The organism is Rouxiella badensis, assembly GCF_026967515.2.
GTDB lineage: Bacteria > Pseudomonadota > Gammaproteobacteria > Enterobacterales > Enterobacteriaceae > Rouxiella > Rouxiella badensis.
This window is the reverse complement of sequence record NZ_CP114062.1, coordinates 310048-334229: the sequence shown is the minus strand read 5'-3', so window position 1 is coordinate 334229 and position 24182 is coordinate 310048. Positions and strand designations below refer to the sequence as shown.

The window sequence follows — 24182 nt, the reverse complement described above, 5'->3', positions numbered from 1 at the left end:
AAGGGGCACTTTTCAGTGCCCCTTTTTTAGTGTTTACCTGAATAATCGCCGCGCTACTTCAGCATGCCGATCAGCAAATAGAAGTTCAGACTCACTACCACCAGCACAATCACCCGCCCAGACCACTGCATCAGCCTTGAGTTGGTCATGTCTCCCATCAGCTCGCGATTGCCGGTAAAAGCCAGCAGCGGTAACAGCGCCAGCGCGATACCAAAACTCAGCAATACCTGACTCAAGACCAGAATCCTGGTCGCATCCATGCCAAGCAGAATCACGATAAACGATGGCGCCATGGTGACCGCGCGGCGCACCCACAGCGGAATGTAAAACTTCACGAAGCCCTGCATCACCACCTGCCCTGCCAGCGTACCGACGACCGTGGAGGACAACCCTGCAGCGACCAGACTCAGGCCAAACGTCGTTGCCGCCGCATGACCCAGCAGCGGCGTCAGCGTCAGGTAGGCTTCCTCCAGTTCGCTAATGCCCTTGTGACCACTAAAGTGGAAAGCCGCCGCTGCCGTCGCCATCATCGCCAGATTAACGAAACCGGCAATAGTCATGGCGATCGCCACGTCCAGCTTAGTCGAAGAATAACGCTGCTCTTTCGAGTCTTTGGACGAACGCTGAGTCAGCGATGAGTGCAGATAAATTACGTGCGGCATAATGGTCGCGCCCAGTACCCCGGCAGCGAGGTAAACGGAATTACTGTCCGGCAGGCTCGGTGTCAGCATGCCCTTGCCGAGCGCCAGCATTTTAGGCTGCGAGAAGAACAGCTCGACGATATACGCCAGCGCCACAAACAGCAGCAGGCCGCCAATCACCAGCTCAAGCGGTTTTTGCCCGCGTTTTTGCAGGCCAAGAATAATAAAGGTCGCTATCCCCGTGAGCACCGCCCCTTGCAGCAGGGAGACGCCTAAAAGCAGTTTGAAGCCGATTGCCGCACCGATAAACTCGGCCAAATCGGTAGCCATGGCGATAATTTCAGCCTGGACCCAATAGGCCCAGACCGCAGGACGTGGGAAGCGATCGCGAATGTGTTCTGCCAGGTTTTTACCGGTGGCAATACCCAGTTTGGCGGACATAAGCTGAATGAGCATAGCCATCACGTTTGCCCAGACAACAACCCAAAGCAGCTGGTAGCCGTAGGAGGCACCCGCCTGAATGTTGGTGGCGAAATTACCGGGATCGATGTAGCCAATGGCGGCGATGAAAGCAGGCCCCATTAACGAAAGCTTTATCTTCCTGGAAGAACGGCTGGAGGATTCAGCTCGGCTATTCAACATATCAGTTAACCCTTACAGTTTTTACGCTTTCTAATACTAATATAATAATCAATTGAGAATGATTATCAAGTGCATTTAGAAAGGTGTTGTTTATTGCTCTGACAGGAAGCAAGAAGCGTAAGAACCGGCAGGTTTTATGTGCTAGATGCCAAAAGACTCAATGATGGCTCGCTTTCCGAATACAGAATTTTTAGAATACTCTGGACTCAACCCCACGGAAACGCTGGGTGTATTACTGCCTGTATTAAAGCTAGCACAAAAAATCCAATAATGCGTAGTTTACTTAACATCTTGACTTTTCGTGTTATGTCGCTGGAAATGTTGCTTTTTTTTGGCTTAATTCCTATATTTGCAATACATATCACATTTTTTGTGTACGCGTTACATAAAATGACCGTCGAAATATTGCCTGCCTCAAATTTGGAGCAAACATGTCCCGAATACTGCACTTTGTTTTAGCGTTAGCCGTTGTCGCAGTACTGGCCTTACTGGTGAGCCGTGATCGCAAAAACATTCGTTTTCGCTTCATTGTTCAGCTATTGGTCATTGAAGTCTTATTAGCCTATTTCTTCCTTAATTCAGAAATTGGATTAGGTTTCGTAAAAGGCTTTTCAGACTTGTTTGAAACATTATTAAAATTCGCAGCAGAAGGGACGGGTTTCGTATTTGGAGGCATGAACGAAAAAGGATTGGCGTTCTTCTTCCTCAATGTGCTGTGCCCAATCGTGTTCATTTCGGCGCTGATTGGTATTTTGCAGCACGTGCGTATCCTGCCGGTGTTCATCCGCATCATCGGTACTATTTTGTCTAAAATCAACGGCATGGGAAAACTGGAATCCTTTAACGCCGTCAGCTCGCTTATCCTGGGGCAATCAGAAAACTTTATCGCGTATAAAGATATTCTGGGCAAAATGTCTGAAAAACGCATGTACACCATGGCAGCGACCGCCATGTCGACGGTTTCAATGTCGATCGTTGGCGCTTACATGACCATGCTGGAACCCAAGTACGTTGTTGCCGCGCTGATCCTCAACATGTTCAGCACCTTCATTGTACTGTCGCTGATCAACCCTTATAAGGTTGATGGCGAGGAAGATCTGCAGCTGACCAATACCCACGCAGGGCAGAGCTTTTTTGAAATGCTGGGTGAATACATTCTGGCAGGTTTCAAAGTAGCGATTATCGTTGCGGCGATGCTGATTGGCTTTATCGCGCTGATCTCCTGCCTCAATGCTCTGTTCAGCGCGGTGTTCCACATCAGCTTCCAGGGCGTGTTGGGTTACGTGTTCTATCCATTCGCATGGATTATGGGCGTGCCAAGCAGTGAAGCACTGCAGGTGGGGAGCATCATGGCGACCAAACTGGTTTCTAACGAGTTTGTTGCTATGCTCGATCTGCAGAAAGTCGCACACGACCTGTCGCCACGCGGTGTGGGTATCCTGTCGGTCTTCCTGGTGTCTTTTGCTAACTTCTCGTCAATCGGTATCGTGGCGGGGGCTATCAAAGGCCTGAACGAGCAACAGGGTAACGTGGTTTCACGCTTCGGCCTGAAGCTGCTGTACGGTTCAACGCTGGTGAGCGTACTGTCTGCGTCTATCGCGGGTCTGGTACTGGCGTAACGTCGCAACAAAAGCGGTTTAAGAAGGCGCTTCGGCGCCTTTTTTTGTGCCCGTCGTTCAGGCTACAAGGCGGGTTTTCTGGAAACAGAAAGCAAAAAACCCGCCGAAGCGGGTTCTTTTAATTTTGGTGGAGATAAGCGGGATCGAACCGCTGACCTCTTGCATGCCATGCAAGCGCTCTCCCAGCTGAGCTATACCCCCACGGGTGTTCTGATTTACTGTCTTATGCCTACATCTTGGGGAGATGTAAACGACCAACCTGCTCTGAGAAGAAGATTGGTGGAGATAAGCGGGATCGAACCGCTGACCTCTTGCATGCCATGCAAGCGCTCTCCCAGCTGAGCTATACCCCCGTTCCAGACACATTAAATCTTGTGAACGGGGCGCATAATATGAAACCCCGCCAAGGCTGTCAACGGCTAAATGTGATTATGTAATCAAGCGCTGAAAAAGCCGCCAAATACCGGCCACGAAAGCGATTTTTAACCCTGAGCGGACACATTATGTTCGTTTCATGACCTTCTTATCTTCCCGTTGAAAAATAGGAAAAAGGCTGGGCCGCCGAGCGCGCGCGAAAAAAATTCCACAGGCTTATTAATGCTTTCATTAACCAACCGTTAACAAGGTTAAAAACGCATCTTGTCCTCGGAGAATTCTCATAATAGACTTCTATTGCATTATCAGGTTTCTCTATCCTTAAGAATTTTTCTCTATAACCATTCTATTCGAGCAAACTCATGTCCTTGTATGCACCAAAAGAAATCGCTTCACTCGCCGTTGCGGCCGGAGTGAGCAAAAGCCGTGCGTCCGTCGCCAATTTATTAATCCTGGGTTTTCTTGCGGGTGCCTTTATTGCTATCGGCTTCCTGCTTGACCTGCATGTAGTAGGGACACTGCCTGCATCCTGGGGTTCTTTTGGCGGTCTGCTCGGCGCAGCGGTATTCCCGGTTGGGCTTATCCTGACCGTGCTGGCCGGCGGTGAACTGCTGACCGGTAATATGATGACCTTGCCAATGGCCTGGTTCGCCCGTCAAATCAGCCTGTTTGCCGTCGTGCGCAACTGGTTCTGGGTCACTATTGCCAACCTCATCGGCAGCATCGCGGTGGCCTACTTCTTTGGTCACGTGCTGGGCATGACGGAAGGCGTATTCCTGGCGAAAACCGTGGCGACTGCCCAGGCGAAGGTTAACGCAGACTTTATGCACTCCTTTATTTCCGGTATCGGCTGTAACTGGCTGGTATGTCTGGCGGTATGGCTGGCATTTGCCAGTAAAGAGATGGGCGGGAAAGTCATCGGAATGTGGTTCCCGGTAATGGCGTTCGTCGCTATCGGCTTCCAGCACGTCGTCGCCAACATGTTTATCATTCCGGCTGCCATCTTTGCGGGTGCGCTGAGCTGGTCGCAGTACTTCCCTAACTTCGTTGCCGTGTTCCTCGGTAACGCGGTCGGTGGCGCTGGCTTCGTAGGCCTGATGTACTATCTGGCGTATCGCCCAACGGCGGCGTCTGCCGAGTCGACCTCACAGTCTCGTTAATCCGTTTTAGCAGGCTATAGATAAAAGAAAGGCCAGTCGGAGCATCCGGCTGGCCTTTTTGTTATTCAACCCTCAGGTCTATTAACGCTTATTGCTGTGCTTCACGCTCGGCGATATAGGCCAGCGCTTGATCGATACGAGACAAAGTGCGGCTTTGACCAATAGCGTGCACGGTCACGTCCATGCCCGGAGACATGCCGGCACCGGTCACGGCAACGCGCAGTGGCATGCCCACTTTACCCATGCCAACGCCCAGCTCGTCGGCAGTGCCCTGAATGGCGTTGTGCACGTTCTCAGGCGTCCAGTCGGTGATGGCAGCCAGGTTGGCACGCACGGCTTCAAGCGGCTGACGCGCAACCGGACGCAGGTGTTTCTTCGCCGCTGCGTCGTCGAACTCACTGAAGTCCTGGTAGAAATAGTGGCAAGACTCGGCCATCTCTTTCAACGTTTTACAACGCTCACCCAGCAGTTTCACCAGCGCAGACAGCTCCGGGCCATTGCGGGTGTCGATGTTCTGCTGCTCGATGTGCCATTGCAGTTGCGTAGCCACATATTCTGGCGGCAGTGCGTTGATGTAATGGTGGTTCAGCCACAGCAGCTTTTCGGTATTAAAGGCGCTGGCAGACTTGCTGACGCTGTCCAGACTAAACAGCGCTTTCATTTCGTCAATGCTGAAGATTTCCTGATCGCCGTGAGACCAGCCCAGACGCACCAGATAGTTCAGCAGCGCTTCTGGCAGGTAGCCGTCGTCGCGATACTGCATCACGCCCACTGCGCCATGACGTTTTGACAACTTTTTACCGTCGTCGCCCAGAATCATGGAAACGTGCGCATAAACGGGTACCGGCGCACCCAGCGCTTTTAGAATGTTTATCTGACGTGGGGTATTATTGATATGGTCTTCACCACGAATAACGTGAGTGATTTCCATATCCCAGTCATCGACGACAACGCAGAAGTTATAGGTTGGGGCACCGTCGGTACGGCGGATGATCAGATCGTCAAGCTCAAGGTTGCTAAATTCGATCGGACCACGGATCTGGTCGTCGAAAATAACCGATCCTTCCTGCGGGTTGCGGAAACGCACAACGCAAGGCTCGTCTGCGGCGTGATGTTCATGACTGTCGCGGCAGCGCCCGTCGTAGCGAGGCTTCTCGTTGTTGGCCATTTGCTCTTCACGCAGCGCTTCCAGACGTTCTTTGGAGCAGTAGCATTTATAGGCCGTGCCATTTTCCAGCATTTCATCAATAACCGCATTGTAGCGATCGAAACGCTTGGTCTGGAAATATGGACCCTCATCCCAGTCCAGGTTCAGCCAGTTCATGCCATCCATAATCGCGTCAATGGCCGCCTGGGTTGAACGCTCCAGATCGGTATCCTCTATACGTAACACAAACTCGCCGCCCAGGTTACGAGCATAAAGCCAGGAGTAAAGTGCTGTACGAGCGCCGCCAACGTGCAGATAGCCAGTTGGGCTGGGAGCAAAACGGGTTTTGATTTTCATCAGGGAAGCAGCCTTAACTATGTTTCAAATAGATGTCGCGACTAAACGAGACTCTCATTTATACGACAACCAAAGTTGTTGATTAGAAAACTATGGTTGTAAAAGTGGCTGTCATTCTATCACTCTGCCTCGAATCCTCAACGTTGAACCCGGCAATTGAATGGGTAATTGAACGGATAGAGAAAGAAAAACGGTCATACCGCCCCTCTCTGCTTTGTGTTTCAAGAAAAAATAGCGTTTCAGGAGGACGATTTCCTCAAAAAAGTGGATTCCACAAGGGGAGTTTCTTTAAAACAGAGCCTGGGGGTCTGGTAAAAAGCGGTTAACTCCCCAAAAACGTTAATGGCCTTTCGCAGGAAAAACGCTATTTTTAGCTCGTTGATGCATAAGAACTAGTCTGCACTGCATACTTTTTTGGCGTCTTGTCTAGTTTTGCGCCGAACAGTCATTTTTGTTTTTAAAAACCGTTGACTCAATTCGAACTATCCCTATAATGCGACTCCATCACGACGGGGGCGATTAGCTCAGTTGGTAGAGCATCTCCTTTACACGGAGGGGGTCGGCGGTTCGAGCCCGTCATCGCCCACCACTCTTTAAGAGTGACCGCGTTGTGATAAGCCATCTTATGATGGGCGATTAGCTCAGTTGGTAGAGCATCTCCTTTACACGGAGGGGGTCGGCGGTTCGAGCCCGTCATCGCCCACCACTCTTTAATGAGTGATGGTGCAGTAAGAAGAAATGAGAAATGGGCGATTAGCTCAGTTGGTAGAGCATCTCCTTTACACGGAGGGGGTCGGCGGTTCGAGCCCGTCATCGCCCACCATTTCTCAGCAAGCTTCTTACGAAACAGTTTTCAGAAGTGGGCGATTAGCTCAGTTGGTAGAGCATCTCCTTTACACGGAGGGGGTCGGCGGTTCGAGCCCGTCATCGCCCACCACTTCTGGCAAACTGAACAAGCAGTAAAGACAGTTACTAAACAGTGGGTCGTTAGCTCAGTTGGTAGAGCAGTTGACTTTTAATCAATTGGTCGCAGGTTCGAATCCCGCACGACCCACCACTTAGTAAGAAAAAAGCGCCTAACGGGCGTTTTTTGCGTTTCAGGGTCTGAGAAATTATTCCCTAGCTCTAAAGCAGCAGATCCCGCGCGTCGTGTGGGTGAGAAGCTGCGTTCAGGTTCGAGCCGAGCGAAGCGAGACGACAACGCGAACGCGTTGCCCGCAGGGAGAGGCCAAAGGCCGAATCAATCCCGCACGACCCACCACTTAGTAAGAAAAAAGCGCCTAACGGGCGTTTTTTGCGTTTTAGCGCCACTGAATAATTTACCGACTCTATACGAGCAGATTCCGCTGGGAGTGTGGGTGAGAAGCTGCGTTCAGGTTCGAGCCGAGCGAAGCGAGACGACAACGCGAACGCGTTGCCCGCAGGGAGAGGCCAAAGGCCGAATCAATCCCGCACGACCCACCACTTAGTAAGAAAAAAGCGCCTAATGGGCGTTTTTTGCGTTTTAGCGCCACTGAATAATTATACGTGTCGCCGCTCGTGTTTTAAGTGCTTTCCAGTGACACGAAGCGTGGCGTAGGCCGCGCCGCTCTGCGGTCCCTTCGCTTTGCTCGAAAGCCAAACGCGTCTTTCTCCCTCCGCTCAGCGCCGTCCTGGATCCGCCAATGTGAATCCGCCATAGAAAAGACATAAAATTTACCGTTGCTGATGCAGCAAAGAACAAACAAAAAAATCCCGCCGTTAGACCGAGCGTGGATTTGACCGCAAGGTTGCCGGTTTTTGTTTAGAAGCTGGTTGGCGGATTCGGGGCGGCGCGGGACCACGCCACGTGCGCAAGCATCTGGAACAAACTCATCGGCTGGCAAGACACATGCACCGATAACAAGGCGTGGGGTTCCAAGGGGCCTTGGCCTGGGAAGGCCCCTTGACTGGTCTGGGCCAGCGCCCAGCGCGCAAGGCGCGTGCCCTTGACCTAAAAAACCCCCATTAGCGATTAAAGATCCACCACTATACCGCTTTACTAAACCGGTTTACTTTGTTATCAACCTAGTATCAGCCATTCATCCGGGGAAAGTAACATGAGCAAACGCGTGCTGTTGTTAGGTGAAAGCTGGGTCAGTTCGGCGACCCATTACAAAGGATTCGATCAGTTTGGCAGCGTGACATTTCATTTAGGTGCCGAACCACTGGTCAAAGCGCTCGAAAATACCGAATTTGAGCTCACCTATATGCCCGCCCATGAAGTTGTCGAGAAACTGCCGTTCGATCTCGAGGGACTAAAAGCCTTTGATGCGATTATTCTGTCAGATATTGGCGCTAATTCCCTGCTCCTGCCCCCAGCCGTGTGGATGCACAGCAAACCGATGCCCAATCGCCTCAAACTACTACGTCAGTGGACCGCAGAAGGCGGTGGCCTAATGATGATCGGCGGTTACTTCTCGTTTCAGGGGATCGATGGCAAGGCGCGCTGGCGCAATACGCCGGTCGAAGAAGCGTTGCCGGTCACCTGCCTGCCCTACGACGATCGTCTGGAGATCCCGGAAGGATTCTCGGCGAAGATCACTGCGCCAAAGGATCATCCTGTCCTGCAAGGCATCGACGGTAAATGGCCGCTGCTGCTCGGCGCTAATGAGGTTGTGCTCAAAGAAGGTGCTGAAGTGCTGGCTACCCTACCCGATGACGAAGGTGGGCACCCACTGCTCGTGAGCGGCACTTACGGCGAGGGCCGCTCACTGGTCTGGACCTCTGACATCGGCCCGCACTGGGTACCAGGTGAATTTATTCAGTGGCCGGGTTATGACCAGCTGTGGAAAAACTGTCTGGGCTGGCTTACCCGCCTCAAGTAACCCTCACAGTGAAGTAAGGGGGAAAGTCAGTTGATGAAAACGACTTTCCCCTGCAAAGCCGGATTATCGCTCTCATCTTTGAGATTCACTCCTGAAAGCTGACGGTGAAACGCCTGCTCCAATAACCACGCGAGTTTGAACGCAGCCTGCGGGTAGTCCAGCCCTTCGGGACGAACATTAGAGATGCAGTTTCTCTCCGACTCCCTCCGCCGCGTATGCGGTCCCCAGGTCATGTAAATACCCAGGCTGTCGGGCGACGACAGACCAGGACGTTCACCAATCAAAATCGCCACCGCCCTCGCCTTCATCACTTCCGCAATATCATCACCCAGCGCCACCCGTGACTGGTGCGCTAACACCACCGGCCCCAGGCTCAGCCCCAGCGGTGACAAATACGGTAACAGCGCTTTGATGAGGGGCACCGCCTGCCGATGTACCGCCTTAGACGACAGCCCATCGGCGACGACCAGCACCAGATCGGCGGGATTTTCCGGCAATGACTGCAAAAACTCGCGGCTGGCAGGCGAAAGCTTGCGGCCGAGATCGGGGCGACAAAGATAGGTGGTGCGATCCGACGCGGCGCTGTCGACACGTAATGTTTTAAGGCCCAACGCCTGCAATTCAGGCTCCAACTCCTCGCTGTTAAAAGGCTGATGCACAGCGTCACGCGCCTGCGCATGCGCCATGCCAAAACGCAGCACCTCATCGGTTGGCAGGCTCGCACCGGACCGCCCGAGCGCAATTCTTGCCGCCGTAAACTTGCGCAGCGCCTCCCAGGGATTCGGATGTACCAGCTGAAGCGCCTGTTTATCTTCTTTACTCATGGTCATCCTCCCAGCTGCGGCAGCTGGCTCAGCAATGGGTGCGATGCGCGGGTATCGCATAGCCTGCCGGCACCATCGATTATCTTCATTTTTTCCAGCCATACCGCGAATTCCGGGGCATGTTTAAGGCCTAGCAGTTCACGGATGTAGAGCGCATCGTGAAATGAGGTGCTCTGATAGTTGAGCATAATGTCGTCGGCGCCCGGCACGCCAATCAGGAAGGTTAATCCAGCGGTGCCAAGCAGAGTGAGCAGCGTGTCCATATCGTCCTGATCCGCTTCAGCATGGTTGGTGTAGCACACGTCACAGCCAAGCGGTACGCCAAGCAGCTTGCCGCAGAAGTGGTCCTCCAGTCCGGCACGAATAATCTGCTTGCCGTCATAGAGATATTCGGGCCCGATAAAACCCACCACCGTGTTAACCAGCAGCGGTGAAAAGCGACGGGCAATGGCATAGGCGCGCGCCTCGCAGGTCTGCTGATCCACGCCAAAGTGCGCATTGGCCGACAGACAGCTGCCTTGCCCGGTCTCGAAGTACATCACGTTGTCGCCCAGCGTACCGCGTTTGAGGCTGAGCGCTGCCTGCTGGGCCTCTTCGAGTATGGCCAAATTGATGCCGAAGCCGCTGTTAGCCGCCTCGCTGCCCGCAATCGACTGGAATACCAAATCTACCGGTGCACCCCGCTCCACCAGCCTAATCGTGTTAGTGACGTGCGTGAGGATGCACGACTGAGTCGGGATCTCGAAACGACTAATGACGTCATCGAGCATGTAGTTGAGGTTCTCGAGCAGCGGCAGGCTGTCGCTGGCCGGATTAATGCCGATCACCGCATCGCCGGAGCCATAAAGCAGACCGTCGAGCATGCTGGCCGCGATGCCCTGTAAATTATCGGTCGGATGATTCGGTTGCAGGCGCACGCTCATGTGTCCCGGCAGGCCGATAGTATTGCGAAAACGGGTGATGACCCGACACTTTTTGGCGACCAGAATCAGGTCCTGATTGCGCATCAACTTGCTGACGGCGGCGGCCATTTCTGGCGTGATGCCTTTGGCAACCCGTGCCAGCACCACCGAGTCGGTCGTCTCACTCAGCAACCAGTCGCGAAAGTCGCCCACCGTCAGATGCGATATCTCGGCAAACGCGGCGGCGTCGTGGCTGTCGATGATTAGCCGCGTCACCTCATCGTCTTCGTAGGGAATCAGTACCTGCTGCAAAAATACTTTCAGCGGCAGCGCGGCCAGCGCCATTTTCGCCGCCATGCGCTCCTCGGCGCTTTCGGCGGCGACTTCGGCCAGATAGTCACCGGACCGCGCCGGTGAAGCCTTCGCCATCAGCTCACGCAAATCGCGGAACCGATAGCTTCGATGACTTAATGTCGTCTGGTACATAACACTCCCTGGAAAGACCGTTATTTATCGCTTTTCACCGGAGTCGGTTTCAGCCCTCTGAGCTGCGGGTCACTCTCTGCGTTACTGCGCGCCTGATGGGTGAGGCGAAACCAGGCGTAGGCCAGCAACATCATGACGGCAAAAATCAAAAACAGTAAGGTGTTGTAGTAGATCATAGCTGCCAGACAAACGATCGCCAGAACCAGCGCCAGCGCGGGTGCAAAGGGATAAAACGGCGCTCGGAACGGACGAATCAGCTTCGGCTCGCTGCGGCGCAGCTTGAACAGCGCGGCCATCGAAATGATGTACATCACGATAGCGCCAAACACCGACATGGTGACGATATTCGCCGTCAACGGTTGGCCGCCGATGACAATCAGCCGATCGGAGAAAATCGCCGCGATACCCACCACGCCACCGGCAATAATGCCCAGATGCGGCGTCTGAAAACGGGCATTGACCGAGGCCAGCCTTTTAGGCAAATACCCCGCACGGGCCAGCGCAAATATCTGTCGGGAATAGCCCATGATGATGCCATGGAAGGATGCGATCAGGCCGAATAATCCCAACCACACCAGCATATGCAGCCAGCCGCTGTTATTACCCACGATGAGCTTCATCGCCTGCGGCAACGGATCGTTAATATTGGCGAGCTTGCTCCAGTCACCCACGCCACCGGCAAACAGCATCACGCCGAGCGCGAGAACGGTGAGCGTCAGAATGCCGCCAATAAAGGCCTTGGGAATGGTACGCTGCGGATCTTTGGCTTCTTCTGCCGCCATCGAGGCACCTTCAATCGCCAGAAAGAACCAGATGGCAAAAGGGATAGCCGCAAACATGCCTGAAAATGACGCCGGGCTAAAACTGTCGCTTCCCGCCCATCCGCCGTGGGTAAAGTGAGAGATCTCAAAGCCTGGCGCGACCACGCCCATAAACACCAGCAGCTCGAAAATCGCCAGCAGCGTGACCAGCAGCTCAAAGGTCGCAGCGATGCTGACGCCGATAATGTTTAGCGCCATAAACACCAGATAAGCCCCTAACGCGACCCATTTAGGATCGATGGTCGGAAACTGCACGTTAAGATAAGCCCCGATCGCCATCGCGATAGCAGGCGGCGCGAAGACGAATTCAACCAGCGTAGCGAATCCGGCAATAAAGCCGCCCGTTGGACCAAACGCGCGATAGGCATAGGCAAAGGGTCCGCCAGCATGAGGAATAGAGGTGGTCAGCTCGGTAAAGCTGAAGATGAAAGCACAGTACATGGCGGCTATAACCAGTGCGGTAATCATAAAGCCCAGCGTTCCGGCCTGCGCCCAACCGTAGCTCCAGCCAAAGTATTCACCTGAAATGACCAGCCCGACGGCGATGCCCCAAAGATGGAAGCTGCCTAACGTGCGTTTTAAAACCGGTGCGACTTTTTTATTCTGCATGATAGGGTTCCCCAACGGTGTAGTGACCCTTGATGCTGCAAAGGTTATACCAACCTGAAAGGGCCTGATTTTTATAGGCATTAGTCGCCGACTTGTCGCCCTTTGCCTCATTTTGGCGCGGCATAAGAAAGGCTTCGTCCTAAAAGGTGCGTATAAATTTTTCGGCATAGCAAAGCCGCTAAACTTCATTAGCCTGAAGTCCGGCTCTGCTAAGATAAAATCAGGAAAAAATCAGGGAGAAACCGGATGTCAGAGCAGCAAATCATCGAATGGATAGCGCAAGACGATCAGCGCATGGCAGCGTTGCGTACAGCACGAACGCTAGCGCTAAACGACTGGTGCCTGGCGGCAGGGTTTGTGCGTAATCTGGTTTGGGATCGCCTGCATAAGCATCCGCAAAATACCCCGCTTAACGACATCGACGTTGTGTATTTCAACCCGAAAGAGCTTAGCGCCGAGGCGGATAAGCTTTACGAGCAACGCCTTGATGCACTTGCGCCCCACCTGCCGTGGTCGGTGAAAAATCAGGCCCGTATGCACGTGAAATATGGGCGTGAACCTTATCGCTCAAGCAGCGACGCCATCAGCTACTGGGTAGAAATCGAAACGGCGGTCGGCGTTCGCCTGAATGACAACGACAAGCTTGAGCTGGTTGCGCCGCTTGGCGTCGAAAGCCTGTTTGATTTCACCATCAGCGCTAACCCGAAACACGGCGCTCCCACCGTTCTGCTGGAGCGCGCCAGGACGAAAAACTGGACCGGTATATGGCCGAGCTTAAGAATCAAGATTTAAGCCGTAAATCTTGCGTTTGTCGGTCAGCACCTGCGCCTGATGCTTGACGACCTCCCAGATTGCCCGTGCGGCGGGCGTCAGAGAGCGATTTTTACGTTTGACTAGCATCAGTGCGCGGTTCACCTCAGGCACCAGCGGCCTTACGGCCAGCCTGCTACCCGACGGCAGTGGCAGTGCCAGCGCCGGCAGCACGCTGATTCCAATCCCCGCCTCAACCATCGGAAACAGCGTCGCCGGATGACCTATTTCCTGTACCACCTGAGTTTTTACAGAGAAATCCGCCATCGCTTTATCGATCAGCTGACGGCTGCCTGAGGAGTAGTCCTGCAATACCAGACGCGCGTTGTTCAACGCTAACCAAGGTACCTCTTTCATCGCCGCAAAGGGGTTATCCTGATGACAAAGCAGCAGGAAAGGCTCATGGAGAATGACTTCCGTGTCGAGATCGGTGCTGTAACCGGGATCGATGACAATACCGAAATCGACCTCCGCATTACGCACGCTGTTCAGCACCAACTGTTGGGTCTGATCCCTAAGTAAGATCTGAATATCTGGGAATTTCTCTTCACCGCTGGCGATACACTGCGGCATCAAATGTGCAGAGATGGTCTGGCTCGAGGCGATGCGCACCCGTCCATTCTGCTCGGTGCCAAAACTTCGGGTATCCAGCAACATGGCGTGCAGTTCATCGAGCAACGGTTCAACGCGGTTTGCCAGACGGCGACCGGCGTCTGTCAGCGCAACCTCGCGCGTGGTGCGGTCGAGCAGTCGCACGCCCATCTCGCTTTCCAGCTCTTTAATGCTGTGGCTTATTGCCGACTGGCTGAGTCCGATGACCTCGCCGGTGCGACTAAAGCTGCCATAGCGCGCCACGGCGATAAAAATTTTGAGCTGCTTAAGGGAATAGTTCATGAATTGGATTCATTAATGGATTAAATAAATCAATTTTATAATTCTACGCGAAAAGCACAGAATAGCCGCATTACTTAACAAAATATTGAGACAGATATGAAAGCCCTGCGTTTTTTACCTGATACCTTTACCATGATGCTGGTTGCCACCGTTTTGCTGGCGACCGTACTCCCCGCCAAGGGCATTTATGTCACTGCGTTCAATGACCTGACTATCTTTGCCATCGGCCTGCTGTTCTTTATGCACGGTGCCAAGCTGTCGCGCGCCGCTATCCTCGAGGGCAGCAACAACTGGCGTCTGCACCTTTGGGTCATGTTTAGCACCTTTATCCTGTTTCCGATCCTCGGTCTGCTGTTCCAATGGTGGCACCCGGTTGACGTCAGCCCGCAGATTTATTCTGGTTTCCTGTACCTTTGCGTGCTGCCTGCGACCGTGCAGTCTGCGATTGCCTTCACGTCGATGGCAGGCGGTAACGTTGCGGCGGCGGTGTGTAGCGCCTCGGCTTCCAGCCTGCTCGGTATCTTCGTTTCCCCGCTGCTGGTTAGCGTGCTGATGCACGTGCAGGGTGACACCGGTAACGGGCTGGAGCAGATGTGGCACATCATACTGCAGCTCCTGGTACCCTTCGTGGCAGGCCACCTGCTGCGTCCGGTGATTGGCAAGTTTGTCGATAAGCACAAGAAGATGATCGGTAAGACCGACCGTACCTCGATTCTGCTGGTGGTTTATACCGCGTTCAGCGAGGCGGTAACGCAGGGTATCTGGCATAAAGTGGGTCTTGGGACCTTCGCATTTATCGTGGTGGTGTGCATCATTCTGGTGGCGCTGGTGATTATCTTTAACACCTACATGGCGCGCCTGCTGGGTTTCAATAAGGCAGATGAAATCACCATCGTGTTCTGTGGTTCCAAAAAGAGTCTGGCGAACGGCATTCCGCTGGCCAACATTCTGTTCCCAGTGAGCGCGATTGGGATGATGGTGCTACCGCTGATGATTTTCCACCAGGTACAGCTGATGATCTGCGCCGTGCTGGCAAAACGTTATCACAACAAGCAGCTGAAGCTTGAAGGCGAAAAATCGCAGCAGGCTGAGGGGAGTGCCAAAGTGCAGGCGAAATTGAATTAACTTGTCATGTGATAAATAAAAAGGCCGGTCACATTATTGACCGGCCTGTTCAGAAAATGATTCAGCGGAAAGATTTATTCGCTTTGCGGATTGTGTCCCCCGCGTCTGAGCGGGGTCAGTAAATCCTGCAAACCTTCGATTTTAATCGCCAGCGTCATCTCCATCAGCATGCCGAGCTTGCCTTCTGGGAACTCCCCCTTGCGCGCGAACCACAGTAAATACTCCTCGGGCAGATCAATCAACACTCTGCCCTGATACTTACCGAACGGCATTACGGTATTGGCGATTTCGATCAGATTCTCTTTTTCCATACGCGTTACGCCCCTTCACTTTCCGACAGCAGGCGGATCATTTCAGCTTCATCGATAACCGGAATGCCAAGTTCCTGCGCCTTCACCAGCTTGGATCCCGCGGCTTCTCCAGCAATCACCATATCGGTTTTCTTCGACACGCTGCCGGTCACTTTCGCCCCTAATGCCGTCAGGCGGTCTTTGGCCTCATCACGCGACAAAATCGACAGTGAACCCGTCAGCACCAGCACCTTGCCGGCGAACGGGCTGTTTATCTCTTCGGCGACAATCACCTTCGGCGCTGGCCAGTGCACGAGGGTTATCAGGTCATCAATCACCTCGCGGTTATGCTCTTCGCCGAGGAAGTTGACCACGTGTTTTGCCACCACATCACCGACGTCCTGCACCTGCTTTAGCGACTCGACGTCGGCGGCACGAAGGGCATCAATAGAACCATAGTGCGACGCCAGATTAGCCGCCGTGGCTTCACCTACCTCGCGAATGCCCAGCGCATACAGGAAACGGGCAAAGGTGGTTTCCTTCGCCTTCTCCAGTGCGGCAACCAGATTCTGCGCCGACTTTGGCCCCATGCGATCCAGACCGGTCATGATACCTGCACTGAGGCGGAACAGGTCGGCAGGCGTTTTAACGTACTCTTTCTCAACCAGCTGATCGATAATTTTGTCACCCATGCCGTCAACGTCAAGCGCGCGGCGTGAGACAAAGTGTTTTAGCGCTTCTTTACGCTGTGCTCCGCAGAACAAGCCGCCGGTACAGCGCGCAACGGCCTCGCCCTCAACTCGCTCCACGTCGGAATGACAGACCGGGCAATGGGTCGGGAACACCACCTCGCGTGCGTCCTCAGGCCGTTGGTCGGCGATAACGCCCACCACCTGTGGAATAACGTCACCGGCACGGCGTACCACCACGGTATCACCGATACGCAGGCCCAGACGTTCGATTTCATCGGCGTTATGCAGCGTGGCATTGCTGACCATCACGCCTGCAACCAGCACCGGCTCAAGACGTGCCACCGGCGTGATGGCCCCGGTTCGCCCGACCTGAAATTCGACGTCTTTGACCTGAGTTATTTGCTCCTGCGCCGGGAACTTAAAGGCCGTTGCCCAACGCGGCGCACGGGCCACAAAGCCCAGCGTTTCCTGCGTTTCAAGGGAGTCAATTTTCACCACCACGCCATCGATGTCGAAACCGAGCTGCGCGCGGTCCTGCTCCACCTGACGGTAAAACGCCAGCACTTCGTCACTGCCTGTGCACAGTTTAACGCGGTGGGTGACCGGCAGTCCCCAGGCCTTGAATTGCTGTAATCGCTCATAATGACTAGTGGGTAACGTCCCGCCCTCAAGCAGCCCTACGCCGTAGCAGAAGAAGGTCAGTGGGCGCTTGGCGGTAATACGCGAATCAAGCTGGCGCAGCGATCCTGCGGCGGCGTTACGTGGGTTGGCAAACACTTTACCGCCGGTGCGTCGCGCCTCTTCATTCAGCGCCTCAAAACCCGATTGCGGCATAAAGACTTCGCCGCGGACTTCCAGGCGAGCAGGAATATTGTCACCGCTGAGACGCAGCGGTATCGCTCGTATGGTGCGCACGTTCATGGTGATATTTTCACCGGTAGTCCCGTCGCCACGAGTCGCAGCCTGCACCAGCTCGCCGTTTTCATACAGCAGACTGACAGCCAGCCCGTCAAGCTTGAGCTCGCAGCAGAAGGTCAGCGGCGTGGTCACTTTCAGACGATCCTGAACGCGTTTGTAGAAAGCCAGGAAGCTCTCTTCATCGAAAACGTTGTCCAAAGACAGCATCGGAACCTGGTGACGCACCTGATCAAACGCCGACAGTGGCGCCGCGCCCACGCGTTGAGTCGGGGAGTCAGGGGTGATGAGTTCAGGATGTGCTTCTTCGAGCTTGCGCAGTGCTTGCATCAGCCGGTCGTATTCGGCGTCAGGCACTTCGGGCGCATCCAGTACGTGATACTGGTATTCATGGTGACGCAGCTGGCTGCGCAGAGTTGTGATTTGTTCTTGAATTGTGGCCATAGCTCACCATCTTGAAGATAAAAAACCCTCGACATGCCAACATGCGAGGGTTAGTAAAAGTGTGGCAAATGTAGCTCAATCCTGCGGCGTGTGTGAAGGCTAGGCGGTCGCTTCAAGCACTTCGCGAATACGCGCTTTATAGGTCTCGAGCTTCTGCGGCGTAATCATTCGACGCTCGTCGTCCCACACTACGGCACCTACGTCGTCAGCGATACGCTGAGCAGACTGGAGCAGCAGCTTGAAGTTCTGATGAGCATCGCCGTAGCACGGCACCATCATGAACAGCGTAATACCCGGCGTTGAGAAATCAGACATATTCTCAGGGTCGAATGAGCCTGGTTTCACCATGTTAGCCAAGCTAAACAGCACAGGACCGCTGCCAGATGGGCTGACGTGACGGTGGAAGATGTTCATCGCACCGAACTGGAAACCGGCCTGTAGTACGCTTTGCAGCAGGACTTCACCCCCGATAACGCCCCCCTGATGCGCAGCAACGTGCAGCACCAGAACGGTTTCTTTCAGCTTCTCTCTCACCGGCTCGTCTTCTTCTGGCTCGGCGGGAGCGAAAGGCTGAGCGTGCGATTGAGCACGCGCGGCTGGCGCAGCGTCAGCATGAATTTCAGCCGGAGGAACAGGCGCTGTATGCTCGTGGGCAGGCTGAGCTACTGGCTCGACCGGCGCTTCACGATGCGGCGCATGAACAGGCTCTGCGGCCGAATATCCACTCAACAGCGGATCGTCCTGCTGAGAAGCAGGCTGATACGGGGCCTGCGTCGGCACAGGTCGCTGTTGCGGCGCGTGCTGTACAGGCTGCTGATGCGAAGGCTGACTTTGCACCGGCGGCTGTTGTGAAGGTTGCTGTTGAGGCTGCTGCTGTGAAGGCTGAGGCTGCACAGGTGCCTGCGGCGCACGCTTGGGTTCTGCATGCATCGGGACAAATTGTTCAGCTTCATCATAGCTTCCCAGAGAGGGTTCGTCATGTGGATGGGTTGCACGTACGCGCACTTCTCCCACCCCATCAACGAAGTCTTCGCTCGGGGATTGCTCTCGTTCTTTTTTCACTCGTTTAGCTGGACGATCGCGAAAAAGCGAAGAGCGTTCTTTACGGCTGGTCCACAAACCGTGCAATAACAACGCTATTATGGCGATCGCACCAACAACGATTAATATCAGACGCAAGTCCTGCATCATTGCTATCTCTGTTGTTCTTTATCCATCATCCTTCGAAATACCAGACGTCGGCTTCTTTCCCTTGCCCTATTCACTTAGCTAATAAGTTCACAGGAATTCGTTCGGTTGCCCACTGCCTGCTTCTCGAATGCTTTTGGGTAATAATTCATTGCCAACGCGGCAAACATTCACCTATCTAACTCTATTTGCCTGAGTTGATAAGTGCAAGTCTGGACACTGTTTTATGCTAATAAACATGATTGTTGCATCCTTTTTGACTACTTTTCGTCCAACAAGTGCCTAGTCAGTGCAAAATCATATCGATATGATAGCCCAGCCTATTCAATTGAGAGAGAAAATTTCTTTTATGTCGTCATCTGAAGTCAACGGAGTGCACTATTTTACGCAAGGCTGGAAACTCGTCTCCCTGCCCGGAATTCGCCGTTTCGTGGTTATCCCGCTGCTGGTTAACTTTTTGCTCATGGGCGGCGCATTCTGGTGGCTGTTTAGCAAACTAGGCCAGTGGATCCCCGCGCTGATGATCCACGTTCCGACCTGGCTGCGCTGGCTCGATTACCTGATCTGGCCGGTGGCGGTGGTGTCCGTTCTGCTGGTGTTCAGCTTTTTCTTCAGCACGCTTGCCAACCTGATTGCCGCGCCGTTTAGCGGACTGCTGGCCGAACAGCTCGAGGCGCGCCTGACCGGCAAACCCGCACCTGATACCGGCATCTGGGACATTGCTAAAGATTTGCCGCGTATTATGAAACGCGAAGTCCAAAAACTGGCTTATTATTTTCCGCGTGCGCTGCTGCTGTTACTGATCCACTTTATTCCTGGCGTTGGGCAAACGCTGGCACCGGTGCTGTGGTTCTTCTTTAGCGCCTGGATGTTGTCGATTCAATACTGCGACTACCCGTTCGACAACCACAAGGTCAGCTTTGCCGATATGCGCCGCTCACTGGGGCGGAACAAGGTCGACAACATGCAGTTTGGATCGCTAGTGAGCCTGTTTACGATGGTGCCGGTGCTTAATCTGCTGATTCTGCCGGTTGCCGTCTGTGGTGCAACGGCGATGTGGGTCGATCGCTATCGAAACGTACATGTTTCAGAAATCGGCAGACGGTAGGGATTCTGTACTAAAATTTTAGAATACTTGATGTTAAGCACTTCGGTAGCTAACTATATTGCCGAATCACATATCATATACTAATTCTTTACTTCACTGAGGAGGGCGTTCAAGTATGCTTTTTACGTTTTCCTCCTAATTTCATCAAATTATCCTCAAGAGACTTCGACATAAGGTTAAGGACTGGCATATGAGCAAGATCTATGAAGACAATTCATTAACAATTGGCCATACGCCGCTGGTTCGCCTGAATCGTATTGGCAATGGTCGCATTCTGGCCAAAGTCGAATCACGTAATCCGAGCTTCAGTGTTAAATGCCGTATTGGCGCGAATATGATTTGGGAAGCCGAAAAAAGCGGCATTCTGACCAAAGACATCGAGCTGGTTGAGCCAACCAGCGGTAACACCGGCATCGCACTTGCCTATGTGGCCGCAGCACGTGGCTATAAGCTGACGCTGACCATGCCGGAAACCATGAGCGTTGAACGCCGTAAACTGCTGAAAGCCCTGGGCGCAAATCTGGTACTGACAGAAGGCGCAAAAGGCATGAAAGGCGCCATCGCCAAGGCTGAAGAAATTCAGGCCAGCGATCCGCAGCGCTATCTTATTCTGCAGCAGTTCAGCAACCCGGCTAACCCGGCCATTCATGAAAAAACGACCGGCCCAGAAATCTGGGAAGATACTGACGGCGACGTTGACGTCCTGATTGCCGGCGTAGGCACCGGCGGAACCATCACCGGCACCGGTCGTTATCTGAAAAGCAAAAAAAGCAGCGTGAAACTGGTTGCGGTTGAGCCAACCGACTCACCGGTTATCACTCAGACGCTGGCAGGCCAGGAAGTGAAGCCAGGCCCGCACAAGATTCAGGGCATCGGCGCAGGCTTTATTCCTGGCAACCTGGATTTGGAACTGCTGGACCGCGTCGAACTTATCACCAACGACGAATCTATCGAGTATGCGCGCCGTCTGATGGACGAAGAAGGTATTCTGGCCGGTATTTCTTCCGGTGCAGCGGTCGCTGCCGCAGTGAAACTTTCTGAAGAACCAGAGTACGCAGACAAGACCATCGTGGTCATCCTGCCGTCGTCCGGCGAACGTTATCTGAGCACCGCCCTGTTTGCAGATTTGTTTACGGAAAAAGAATTGCAACAATAATGCCACCTTCCGAAAAGTGAACAAAAAAGCACCTTGATAGGTGCTTTTTTGTGGTCTGCATCAAAGTTTAGTGCAGTCTGTGATTGATTTTCCCCGCCAGGTTTAGTATTTAACCCTTCAATTATTTCGGTGCGTAAAATTAATCGCTCATACAATTGCTTCTGGCTGAATCGATTTACTGATTTGTTACAGCAGGGTAAATGGCGGCATAATGGAAACGAGACGGAAAAGATTTAGCATGGATTCAGCGGATTTATCCCGGCGTGCAAATTTTTGCTTTTTCTGTTGCATCGGAGTTCGCCTCTGAACGTGATTCAGGCGTTAATCTCACAGGCTAAAGCAAGGTCTATACGCTAAACTTTAGCTCCACAACATTACTTTAAATTAAGTTGGGGAATCATCAATGTTCCAGCAAGAAGTTACTATTACTGCTCCAAATGGTCTGCACACTCGCCCTGCTGCACAATTTGTGAAAGAAGCTAAAGGTTTTACTTCAGACATTACCGTGACCTCTAACGGGAAAAGTGCCAGCGCTAAAAGCCTGTTCAAACTGCAAACTTTGGGTCTGACTCAGGGGACTGTCGTGACTCTTTCCGCTGAAGGCGAAGACGAGCAGAAAGCCGTCGAGCACTTGGTAAAACTGATGGCTGAGCTCGAGTAAGAAGCTTCGTCACAGGGACAGTTAACAGGACGTTTTTACTTTCCAGCCAAATTTATGCCCACGTAATAACGTCCTGAACGGTCTCGATAAGAGTTAACACCAGTCAACAGTAAGGTAGGGTTATGATTTCAGGCATTTTAGTATCTCCCGGTATTGCTTTCGGCAAAGCATTGTTGCTGAAGGAAGATGAAATTGTCATCGACCGGAAAAAAATCTCTCCTGACAACGTGAATCAGGAAGTTGAACGTTTCCTTGCAGGCCGTGCTAAAGCCTCTGCCCAGCTCGAAACGATCAAGACCAAAGCCGGTGAAACCTTCGGTGAAGAGAAAGAAGCCATCTTCGAAGGCCACATCATGTTGTTGGAAGACGAAGAGCTAGAACAAGAAATCATAGCCCTCATCAAAGATGACAAATCCACCGCCGATGCTGCCGCCTACTCAGTTATTGAAGGCCAGGCAAAAGCGCTGGAAGAGCTCGACGACGAATACCTCAAAGAGCGTGCGGCCGACGTACGTGACATCGGCAAACGCCTGCTGAGAAACATTTTGGGCATGCCTATCGTCGACCTGGGTTCTATTCAGGACGAAGTTATCCTGGTAGCAACCGACCTGACGCCTTCCGAGACCGCACAGCTGAACCTGAACAAGGTGCTGGGCTTCATCACCGACCTCGGCGGACGCACCTCGCATACCTCCATCATGGCGCGCTCACTTGAGCTGCCGGCGATTGTCGGGACCAGCGATGTGACCAAGCAGGTCAAAAACGACGACTTCCTGATCCTGGATGCGGTGAATAACAAGATTTACGTTAACCCGACGCCGGAAATCATCGATCAACTGAAGGCCGATCAGAACCAGTACATCAGCGAGAAAGACGAGCTGGCGAAACTGAAAGATCTGCCGGCGATTACGCTGGACGGCCATCAGGTTGAAGTCTGTGCCAACATCGGTACCGTGCGCGACGTCGCCGGTGCAGAGCGTAACGGCGCAGAAGGTGTAGGCCTGTATCGCACCGAGTTCCTGTTTATGGACCGCGACAGCCTGCCGACCGAAGAAGAGCAGTTCCAGGCTTACAAAGCCGTTGCCGAAGCAATGGGCTCACAGGCGGTTATCGTCCGTACCATGGATATCGGCGGCGACAAAGAGCTGCCTTACATGAATCTGCCGAAGGAAGAGAACCCGTTCCTGGGCTGGCGCGCAATCCGCATCTGTTTAGATCGTAAGGAAATCCTCCACGATCAGCTGCGTGCAATCCTGCGTGCTTCTGCTTTCGGTAAACTGCGCATCATGTTCCCGATGGTTATCTCCGTTGAGGAAGTGCGCGAGCTGAACGGCGAGCTGAAGATGCTCAAAGGCCAGCTGCGTGAAGAAGGTAAAGCCTTTGATGAGTCAATTGAAGTTGGCGTGATGGTGGAAACACCGGCAGCGGCAGTGATTGCTCACCACCTGGCGAAAGAAGTTGATTTCTTCAGTATTGGTACAAACGACCTTACCCAGTATACTCTGGCAGTAGATCGCGGTAATGAACTGATTTCTCATCTTTATAATCCAATGTCCCCATCGGTTCTTGCGCTAATCAAGCAAGTTATTGATGCATCTCATGCCGCGGGTAAATGGACTGGCATGTGTGGAGAGCTAGCAGGTGACGAACGTGCTACACTTCTCTTATTGGGCATGGGTTTAGATGAGTTCAGCATGAGCGCAATCTCAATCCCACGCATCAAGAAAATTATTCGTAATACAAACTTCGAAGATGTGAAGGCGCTGGCAGAAGAGGCTCTGGCCCAACCTACGGCGCAAGAGTTGATGAATTTGGTTAACAAATTCATCGAAGAGAAAACACTCTGCTAATTGCGCGTTGCTGGAAAGCTGCCCAAATTAATGCTTAGGAGAAGATCATGGGTTTGTTCGATAAATTAAAATCATTGGTTTCTGATGATAAGAAAGATGCAGGCACAATCGAGATTGTTGCGCCTCTGTCTGGTGAAATTGTCAATATTGAAGATGTACCCGATGTGGTTTTCGCCGAGAAAATCGTAGGCGATGGTATCGCGATTAAACCCGCGGGCAACAAAATCGTCGCACCGGTTGACGGCACCATTGGTAAAATCTTCGAAACCAACCATGCTTTCTCAATCGAATCCGACAGCGGCATTGAGCTGTTTGTTCACTTCGGTATCGACACCGTCGAACTGAAAGGTGAAGGCTTCAAACGCATTGCCGAAGAAGGACAGCGCGTTAAGAAAGGCGATTTGATTATCGAGTTTGATCTGGCCCTGCTGGAAGAGAAAGCCAAGTCAACCCTGACTCCGGTTGTTATCTCTAACATGGATGAGATTAAAGAGCTGATTAAGCTTTCTGGTAGCGTCATCGTCGGTGAGACCCCGATCATTCGCATCAAAAAGTAAGACCACTCTTGATGAAAAACGGCGCTATTAGCGCCGTTTTTTTTGCCTGAATTCCAAAGTTCA

At 52.9% G+C, this 24182-nt stretch carries 19 protein-coding genes, 7 tRNA genes and 2 other RNA genes; 17 read left to right on the top strand and 11 right to left on the bottom strand.

Features of this window, described 5'->3' with window-relative positions; translation table 11 throughout:
- Nucleotides 1-53: 53 nt before the first annotated feature.
- The gene (locus O1V65_RS01760) at nt 54-1283 is read right to left on the bottom strand and encodes an Nramp family divalent metal transporter (protein WP_026110370.1); all 1230 of its coding nucleotides are present in this window, start codon (nt 1281-1283) and stop codon (nt 54-56) included.
- Between the two features lie 431 nt (nt 1284-1714).
- On the opposite strand from O1V65_RS01760, the gene O1V65_RS01755 reads away from it, so the two are divergent.
- Nucleotides 1715-2902, top strand: coding sequence for a NupC/NupG family nucleoside CNT transporter (locus O1V65_RS01755; protein WP_017490704.1), 1188 nt, complete (start codon nt 1715-1717; stop codon nt 2900-2902).
- A gap of 125 nt (nt 2903-3027) precedes the next feature.
- On the opposite strand, the gene O1V65_RS01750 is transcribed toward O1V65_RS01755, so the two are convergent.
- A tRNA-Ala gene (locus tag O1V65_RS01750) sits at nt 3028-3103 on the bottom strand.
- A gap of 76 nt (nt 3104-3179) precedes the next feature.
- A tRNA-Ala gene (locus O1V65_RS01745) sits at nt 3180-3255 on the bottom strand.
- Nucleotides 3256-3639: 384 nt separating this feature from the next.
- On the opposite strand from O1V65_RS01745, the gene O1V65_RS01740 reads away from it, so the two are divergent.
- Nucleotides 3640-4437, top strand: coding sequence for a formate/nitrite transporter family protein (locus tag O1V65_RS01740; protein ID WP_017490703.1), 798 nt, complete (start codon nt 3640-3642; stop codon nt 4435-4437).
- An 88-nt stretch (nt 4438-4525) separates the two neighbouring features.
- Here O1V65_RS01740 and gltX read toward each other — a convergent pair whose 3' ends face one another.
- On the bottom strand, nt 4526-5941 hold the full coding sequence (gltX, locus tag O1V65_RS01735) for a glutamate--tRNA ligase (RefSeq protein WP_017490702.1): 1416 nt from the start codon (nt 5939-5941) through the stop codon (nt 4526-4528).
- Nucleotides 5942-6454: 513 nt separating this feature from the next.
- Between gltX and O1V65_RS01730 the strand changes: the two genes are divergently transcribed.
- The 8 genes from O1V65_RS01730 (at nt 6455) to O1V65_RS01695 (ending at nt 8787) form a co-directional block, all read left to right on the top strand.
- A tRNA-Val gene (locus O1V65_RS01730) sits at nt 6455-6530 on the top strand.
- A 41-nt stretch (nt 6531-6571) separates the two neighbouring features.
- Nucleotides 6572-6647 (top strand) — tRNA-Val (locus tag O1V65_RS01725).
- 41 nt (nt 6648-6688) lie between these two features.
- Nucleotides 6689-6764 (top strand) — tRNA-Val (locus O1V65_RS01720).
- A gap of 38 nt (nt 6765-6802) precedes the next feature.
- Nucleotides 6803-6878: transfer RNA gene (locus O1V65_RS01715), tRNA-Val, on the top strand.
- Nucleotides 6879-6922: 44 nt separating this feature from the next.
- Nucleotides 6923-6998 (top strand) — tRNA-Lys (locus tag O1V65_RS01710).
- Nucleotides 6999-7076: 78 nt separating this feature from the next.
- Nucleotides 7077-7202: non-coding RNA, RtT sRNA (locus O1V65_RS01705), on the top strand.
- Nucleotides 7203-7279: 77 nt separating this feature from the next.
- Nucleotides 7280-7405, top strand: a non-coding RNA gene (locus O1V65_RS01700) — RtT sRNA.
- Between the two features lie 614 nt (nt 7406-8019).
- Nucleotides 8020-8787, top strand: coding sequence for a glutamine amidotransferase (locus O1V65_RS01695; RefSeq protein WP_017490701.1), 768 nt, complete (start codon nt 8020-8022; stop codon nt 8785-8787).
- A gap of 26 nt (nt 8788-8813) precedes the next feature.
- Here the strand turns inward: O1V65_RS01695 and eutC are convergent, their stop codons facing one another.
- Genes eutC through eat form a run of 3 tightly spaced genes read right to left on the bottom strand, consistent with a single transcriptional unit; the run spans nt 8814 to nt 12429 of the window.
- The gene (gene eutC / locus O1V65_RS01690) at nt 8814-9611 is read right to left on the bottom strand and encodes an ethanolamine ammonia-lyase subunit EutC (protein WP_017490700.1); all 798 of its coding nucleotides are present in this window, start codon (nt 9609-9611) and stop codon (nt 8814-8816) included.
- 2 nt (nt 9612-9613) lie between these two features.
- Nucleotides 9614-10999: an ethanolamine ammonia-lyase subunit EutB gene (locus O1V65_RS01685; RefSeq protein ID WP_084912930.1), complete on the bottom strand. Its 1386-nt coding sequence runs from the start codon at nt 10997-10999 to the stop codon at nt 9614-9616.
- Between the two features lie 20 nt (nt 11000-11019).
- Nucleotides 11020-12429 (bottom strand): ethanolamine permease, encoded by a 1410-nt coding sequence (eat, locus tag O1V65_RS01680; protein WP_269130113.1) that lies wholly within the window; start codon nt 12427-12429, stop codon nt 11020-11022.
- Between the two features lie 246 nt (nt 12430-12675).
- On the opposite strand from eat, the gene O1V65_RS01675 reads away from it, so the two are divergent.
- Nucleotides 12676-13221: a nucleotidyltransferase family protein gene (locus tag O1V65_RS01675; protein WP_269130112.1), complete on the top strand. Its 546-nt coding sequence runs from the start codon at nt 12676-12678 to the stop codon at nt 13219-13221.
- Here O1V65_RS01675 and O1V65_RS01670 read toward each other — a convergent pair.
- Nucleotides 13204-14133 carry a LysR family transcriptional regulator gene (locus tag O1V65_RS01670; protein ID WP_017490696.1) on the bottom strand — a complete coding sequence of 310 codons (930 nt, stop codon included), beginning with the start codon at nt 14131-14133 and terminating at the stop codon, nt 13204-13206. The two genes, O1V65_RS01675 and O1V65_RS01670, sit on opposite strands and share 18 nt — an antisense overlap.
- Before the next feature lie 105 nt (nt 14134-14238).
- Between O1V65_RS01670 and O1V65_RS01665 the strand changes: the two genes are divergently transcribed.
- Nucleotides 14239-15258, top strand: coding sequence for a bile acid:sodium symporter family protein (locus tag O1V65_RS01665; protein ID WP_026110369.1), 1020 nt, complete (start codon nt 14239-14241; stop codon nt 15256-15258).
- 74 nt (nt 15259-15332) lie between these two features.
- Here O1V65_RS01665 and O1V65_RS01660 read toward each other — a convergent pair whose 3' ends face one another.
- The 3 genes from O1V65_RS01660 to zipA all read right to left on the bottom strand — a co-directional run bounded on the left by O1V65_RS01660 (nt 15333) and on the right by zipA (nt 18790).
- Nucleotides 15333-15569 (bottom strand): DUF3820 family protein, encoded by a 237-nt coding sequence (locus O1V65_RS01660; protein ID WP_017490694.1) that lies wholly within the window; start codon nt 15567-15569, stop codon nt 15333-15335.
- 5 nt (nt 15570-15574) lie between these two features.
- On the bottom strand, nt 15575-17599 hold the full coding sequence (gene ligA / locus O1V65_RS01655) for an NAD-dependent DNA ligase LigA (RefSeq protein ID WP_269130111.1): 2025 nt from the start codon (nt 17597-17599) through the stop codon (nt 15575-15577).
- Nucleotides 17600-17698: 99 nt separating this feature from the next.
- Nucleotides 17699-18790, bottom strand: a complete 1092-nt coding sequence (zipA, locus tag O1V65_RS01650; RefSeq protein ID WP_017490692.1) for a cell division protein ZipA — start codon at nt 18788-18790, stop codon at nt 17699-17701.
- Between the two features lie 346 nt (nt 18791-19136).
- Here zipA and cysZ point away from each other — a divergent pair, with 346 nt between their 5' ends.
- The 5 genes from cysZ (at nt 19137) to crr (ending at nt 24119) form a co-directional block, all read left to right on the top strand.
- Nucleotides 19137-19895 carry a sulfate transporter CysZ gene (gene cysZ / locus O1V65_RS01645; RefSeq protein WP_038327750.1) on the top strand — a complete coding sequence of 253 codons (759 nt, stop codon included), beginning with the start codon at nt 19137-19139 and terminating at the stop codon, nt 19893-19895.
- A 190-nt stretch (nt 19896-20085) separates the two neighbouring features.
- Complete coding sequence (gene cysK, locus O1V65_RS01640) at nt 20086-21051, top strand: cysteine synthase A (protein WP_017490690.1); 966 nt, start codon at nt 20086-20088, stop codon at nt 21049-21051.
- 403 nt (nt 21052-21454) lie between these two features.
- On the top strand, nt 21455-21712 hold the full coding sequence (gene ptsH, locus O1V65_RS01635) for a phosphocarrier protein Hpr (protein WP_003038086.1): 258 nt from the start codon (nt 21455-21457) through the stop codon (nt 21710-21712).
- Nucleotides 21713-21834: 122 nt separating this feature from the next.
- A complete protein-coding gene (gene ptsI / locus O1V65_RS01630) occupies nt 21835-23562 on the top strand; it encodes a phosphoenolpyruvate-protein phosphotransferase PtsI (RefSeq protein ID WP_084912927.1) in 1728 nt (575 codons plus the stop codon).
- 47 nt (nt 23563-23609) lie between these two features.
- Complete coding sequence (gene crr, locus O1V65_RS01625) at nt 23610-24119, top strand: PTS glucose transporter subunit IIA (RefSeq protein WP_017490687.1); 510 nt, start codon at nt 23610-23612, stop codon at nt 24117-24119.
- The last annotated feature ends 63 nt before the right edge of the window (nt 24120-24182 follow it).

What these genes read in the sequence shown, in the direction of transcription:
- O1V65_RS01670 (WP_017490696.1), bottom strand. Translation starts at nt 14,133, where the DNA reads ATGAACTATTCCCTTAAGCAGCTCAAAATTTTTATCGCCGTGGCGCGC.
- gltX (WP_017490702.1), bottom strand. Translation starts at nt 5,941, where the DNA reads ATGAAAATCAAAACCCGTTTTGCTCCCAGCCCAACTGGCTATCTGCAC.
- eat (WP_269130113.1), bottom strand. Translation starts at nt 12,429, where the DNA reads ATGCAGAATAAAAAAGTCGCACCGGTTTTAAAACGCACGTTAGGCAGC.
- O1V65_RS01660 (WP_017490694.1), bottom strand. Translation starts at nt 15,569, where the DNA reads ATGGAAAAAGAGAATCTGATCGAAATCGCCAATACCGTAATGCCGTTC.
- crr (WP_017490687.1), top strand. Translation starts at nt 23,610, where the DNA reads ATGGGTTTGTTCGATAAATTAAAATCATTGGTTTCTGATGATAAGAAA.
- cysK (WP_017490690.1), top strand. Translation starts at nt 20,086, where the DNA reads ATGAGCAAGATCTATGAAGACAATTCATTAACAATTGGCCATACGCCG.
- ligA (WP_269130111.1), bottom strand. Translation starts at nt 17,599, where the DNA reads ATGGCCACAATTCAAGAACAAATCACAACTCTGCGCAGCCAGCTGCGT.
- cysZ (WP_038327750.1), top strand. Translation starts at nt 19,137, where the DNA reads ATGTCGTCATCTGAAGTCAACGGAGTGCACTATTTTACGCAAGGCTGG.
- O1V65_RS01760 (WP_026110370.1), bottom strand. Translation starts at nt 1,283, where the DNA reads ATGTTGAATAGCCGAGCTGAATCCTCCAGCCGTTCTTCCAGGAAGATA.
- ptsH (WP_003038086.1), top strand. Translation starts at nt 21,455, where the DNA reads ATGTTCCAGCAAGAAGTTACTATTACTGCTCCAAATGGTCTGCACACT.
- O1V65_RS01755 (WP_017490704.1), top strand. Translation starts at nt 1,715, where the DNA reads ATGTCCCGAATACTGCACTTTGTTTTAGCGTTAGCCGTTGTCGCAGTA.
- eutC (WP_017490700.1), bottom strand. Translation starts at nt 9,611, where the DNA reads ATGAGTAAAGAAGATAAACAGGCGCTTCAGCTGGTACATCCGAATCCC.
- O1V65_RS01685 (WP_084912930.1), bottom strand. Translation starts at nt 10,999, where the DNA reads ATGTACCAGACGACATTAAGTCATCGAAGCTATCGGTTCCGCGATTTG.
- O1V65_RS01695 (WP_017490701.1), top strand. Translation starts at nt 8,020, where the DNA reads ATGAGCAAACGCGTGCTGTTGTTAGGTGAAAGCTGGGTCAGTTCGGCG.
- O1V65_RS01675 (WP_269130112.1), top strand. Translation starts at nt 12,676, where the DNA reads ATGTCAGAGCAGCAAATCATCGAATGGATAGCGCAAGACGATCAGCGC.
- ptsI (WP_084912927.1), top strand. Translation starts at nt 21,835, where the DNA reads ATGATTTCAGGCATTTTAGTATCTCCCGGTATTGCTTTCGGCAAAGCA.
- zipA (WP_017490692.1), bottom strand. Translation starts at nt 18,790, where the DNA reads ATGATGCAGGACTTGCGTCTGATATTAATCGTTGTTGGTGCGATCGCC.
- O1V65_RS01740 (WP_017490703.1), top strand. Translation starts at nt 3,640, where the DNA reads ATGTCCTTGTATGCACCAAAAGAAATCGCTTCACTCGCCGTTGCGGCC.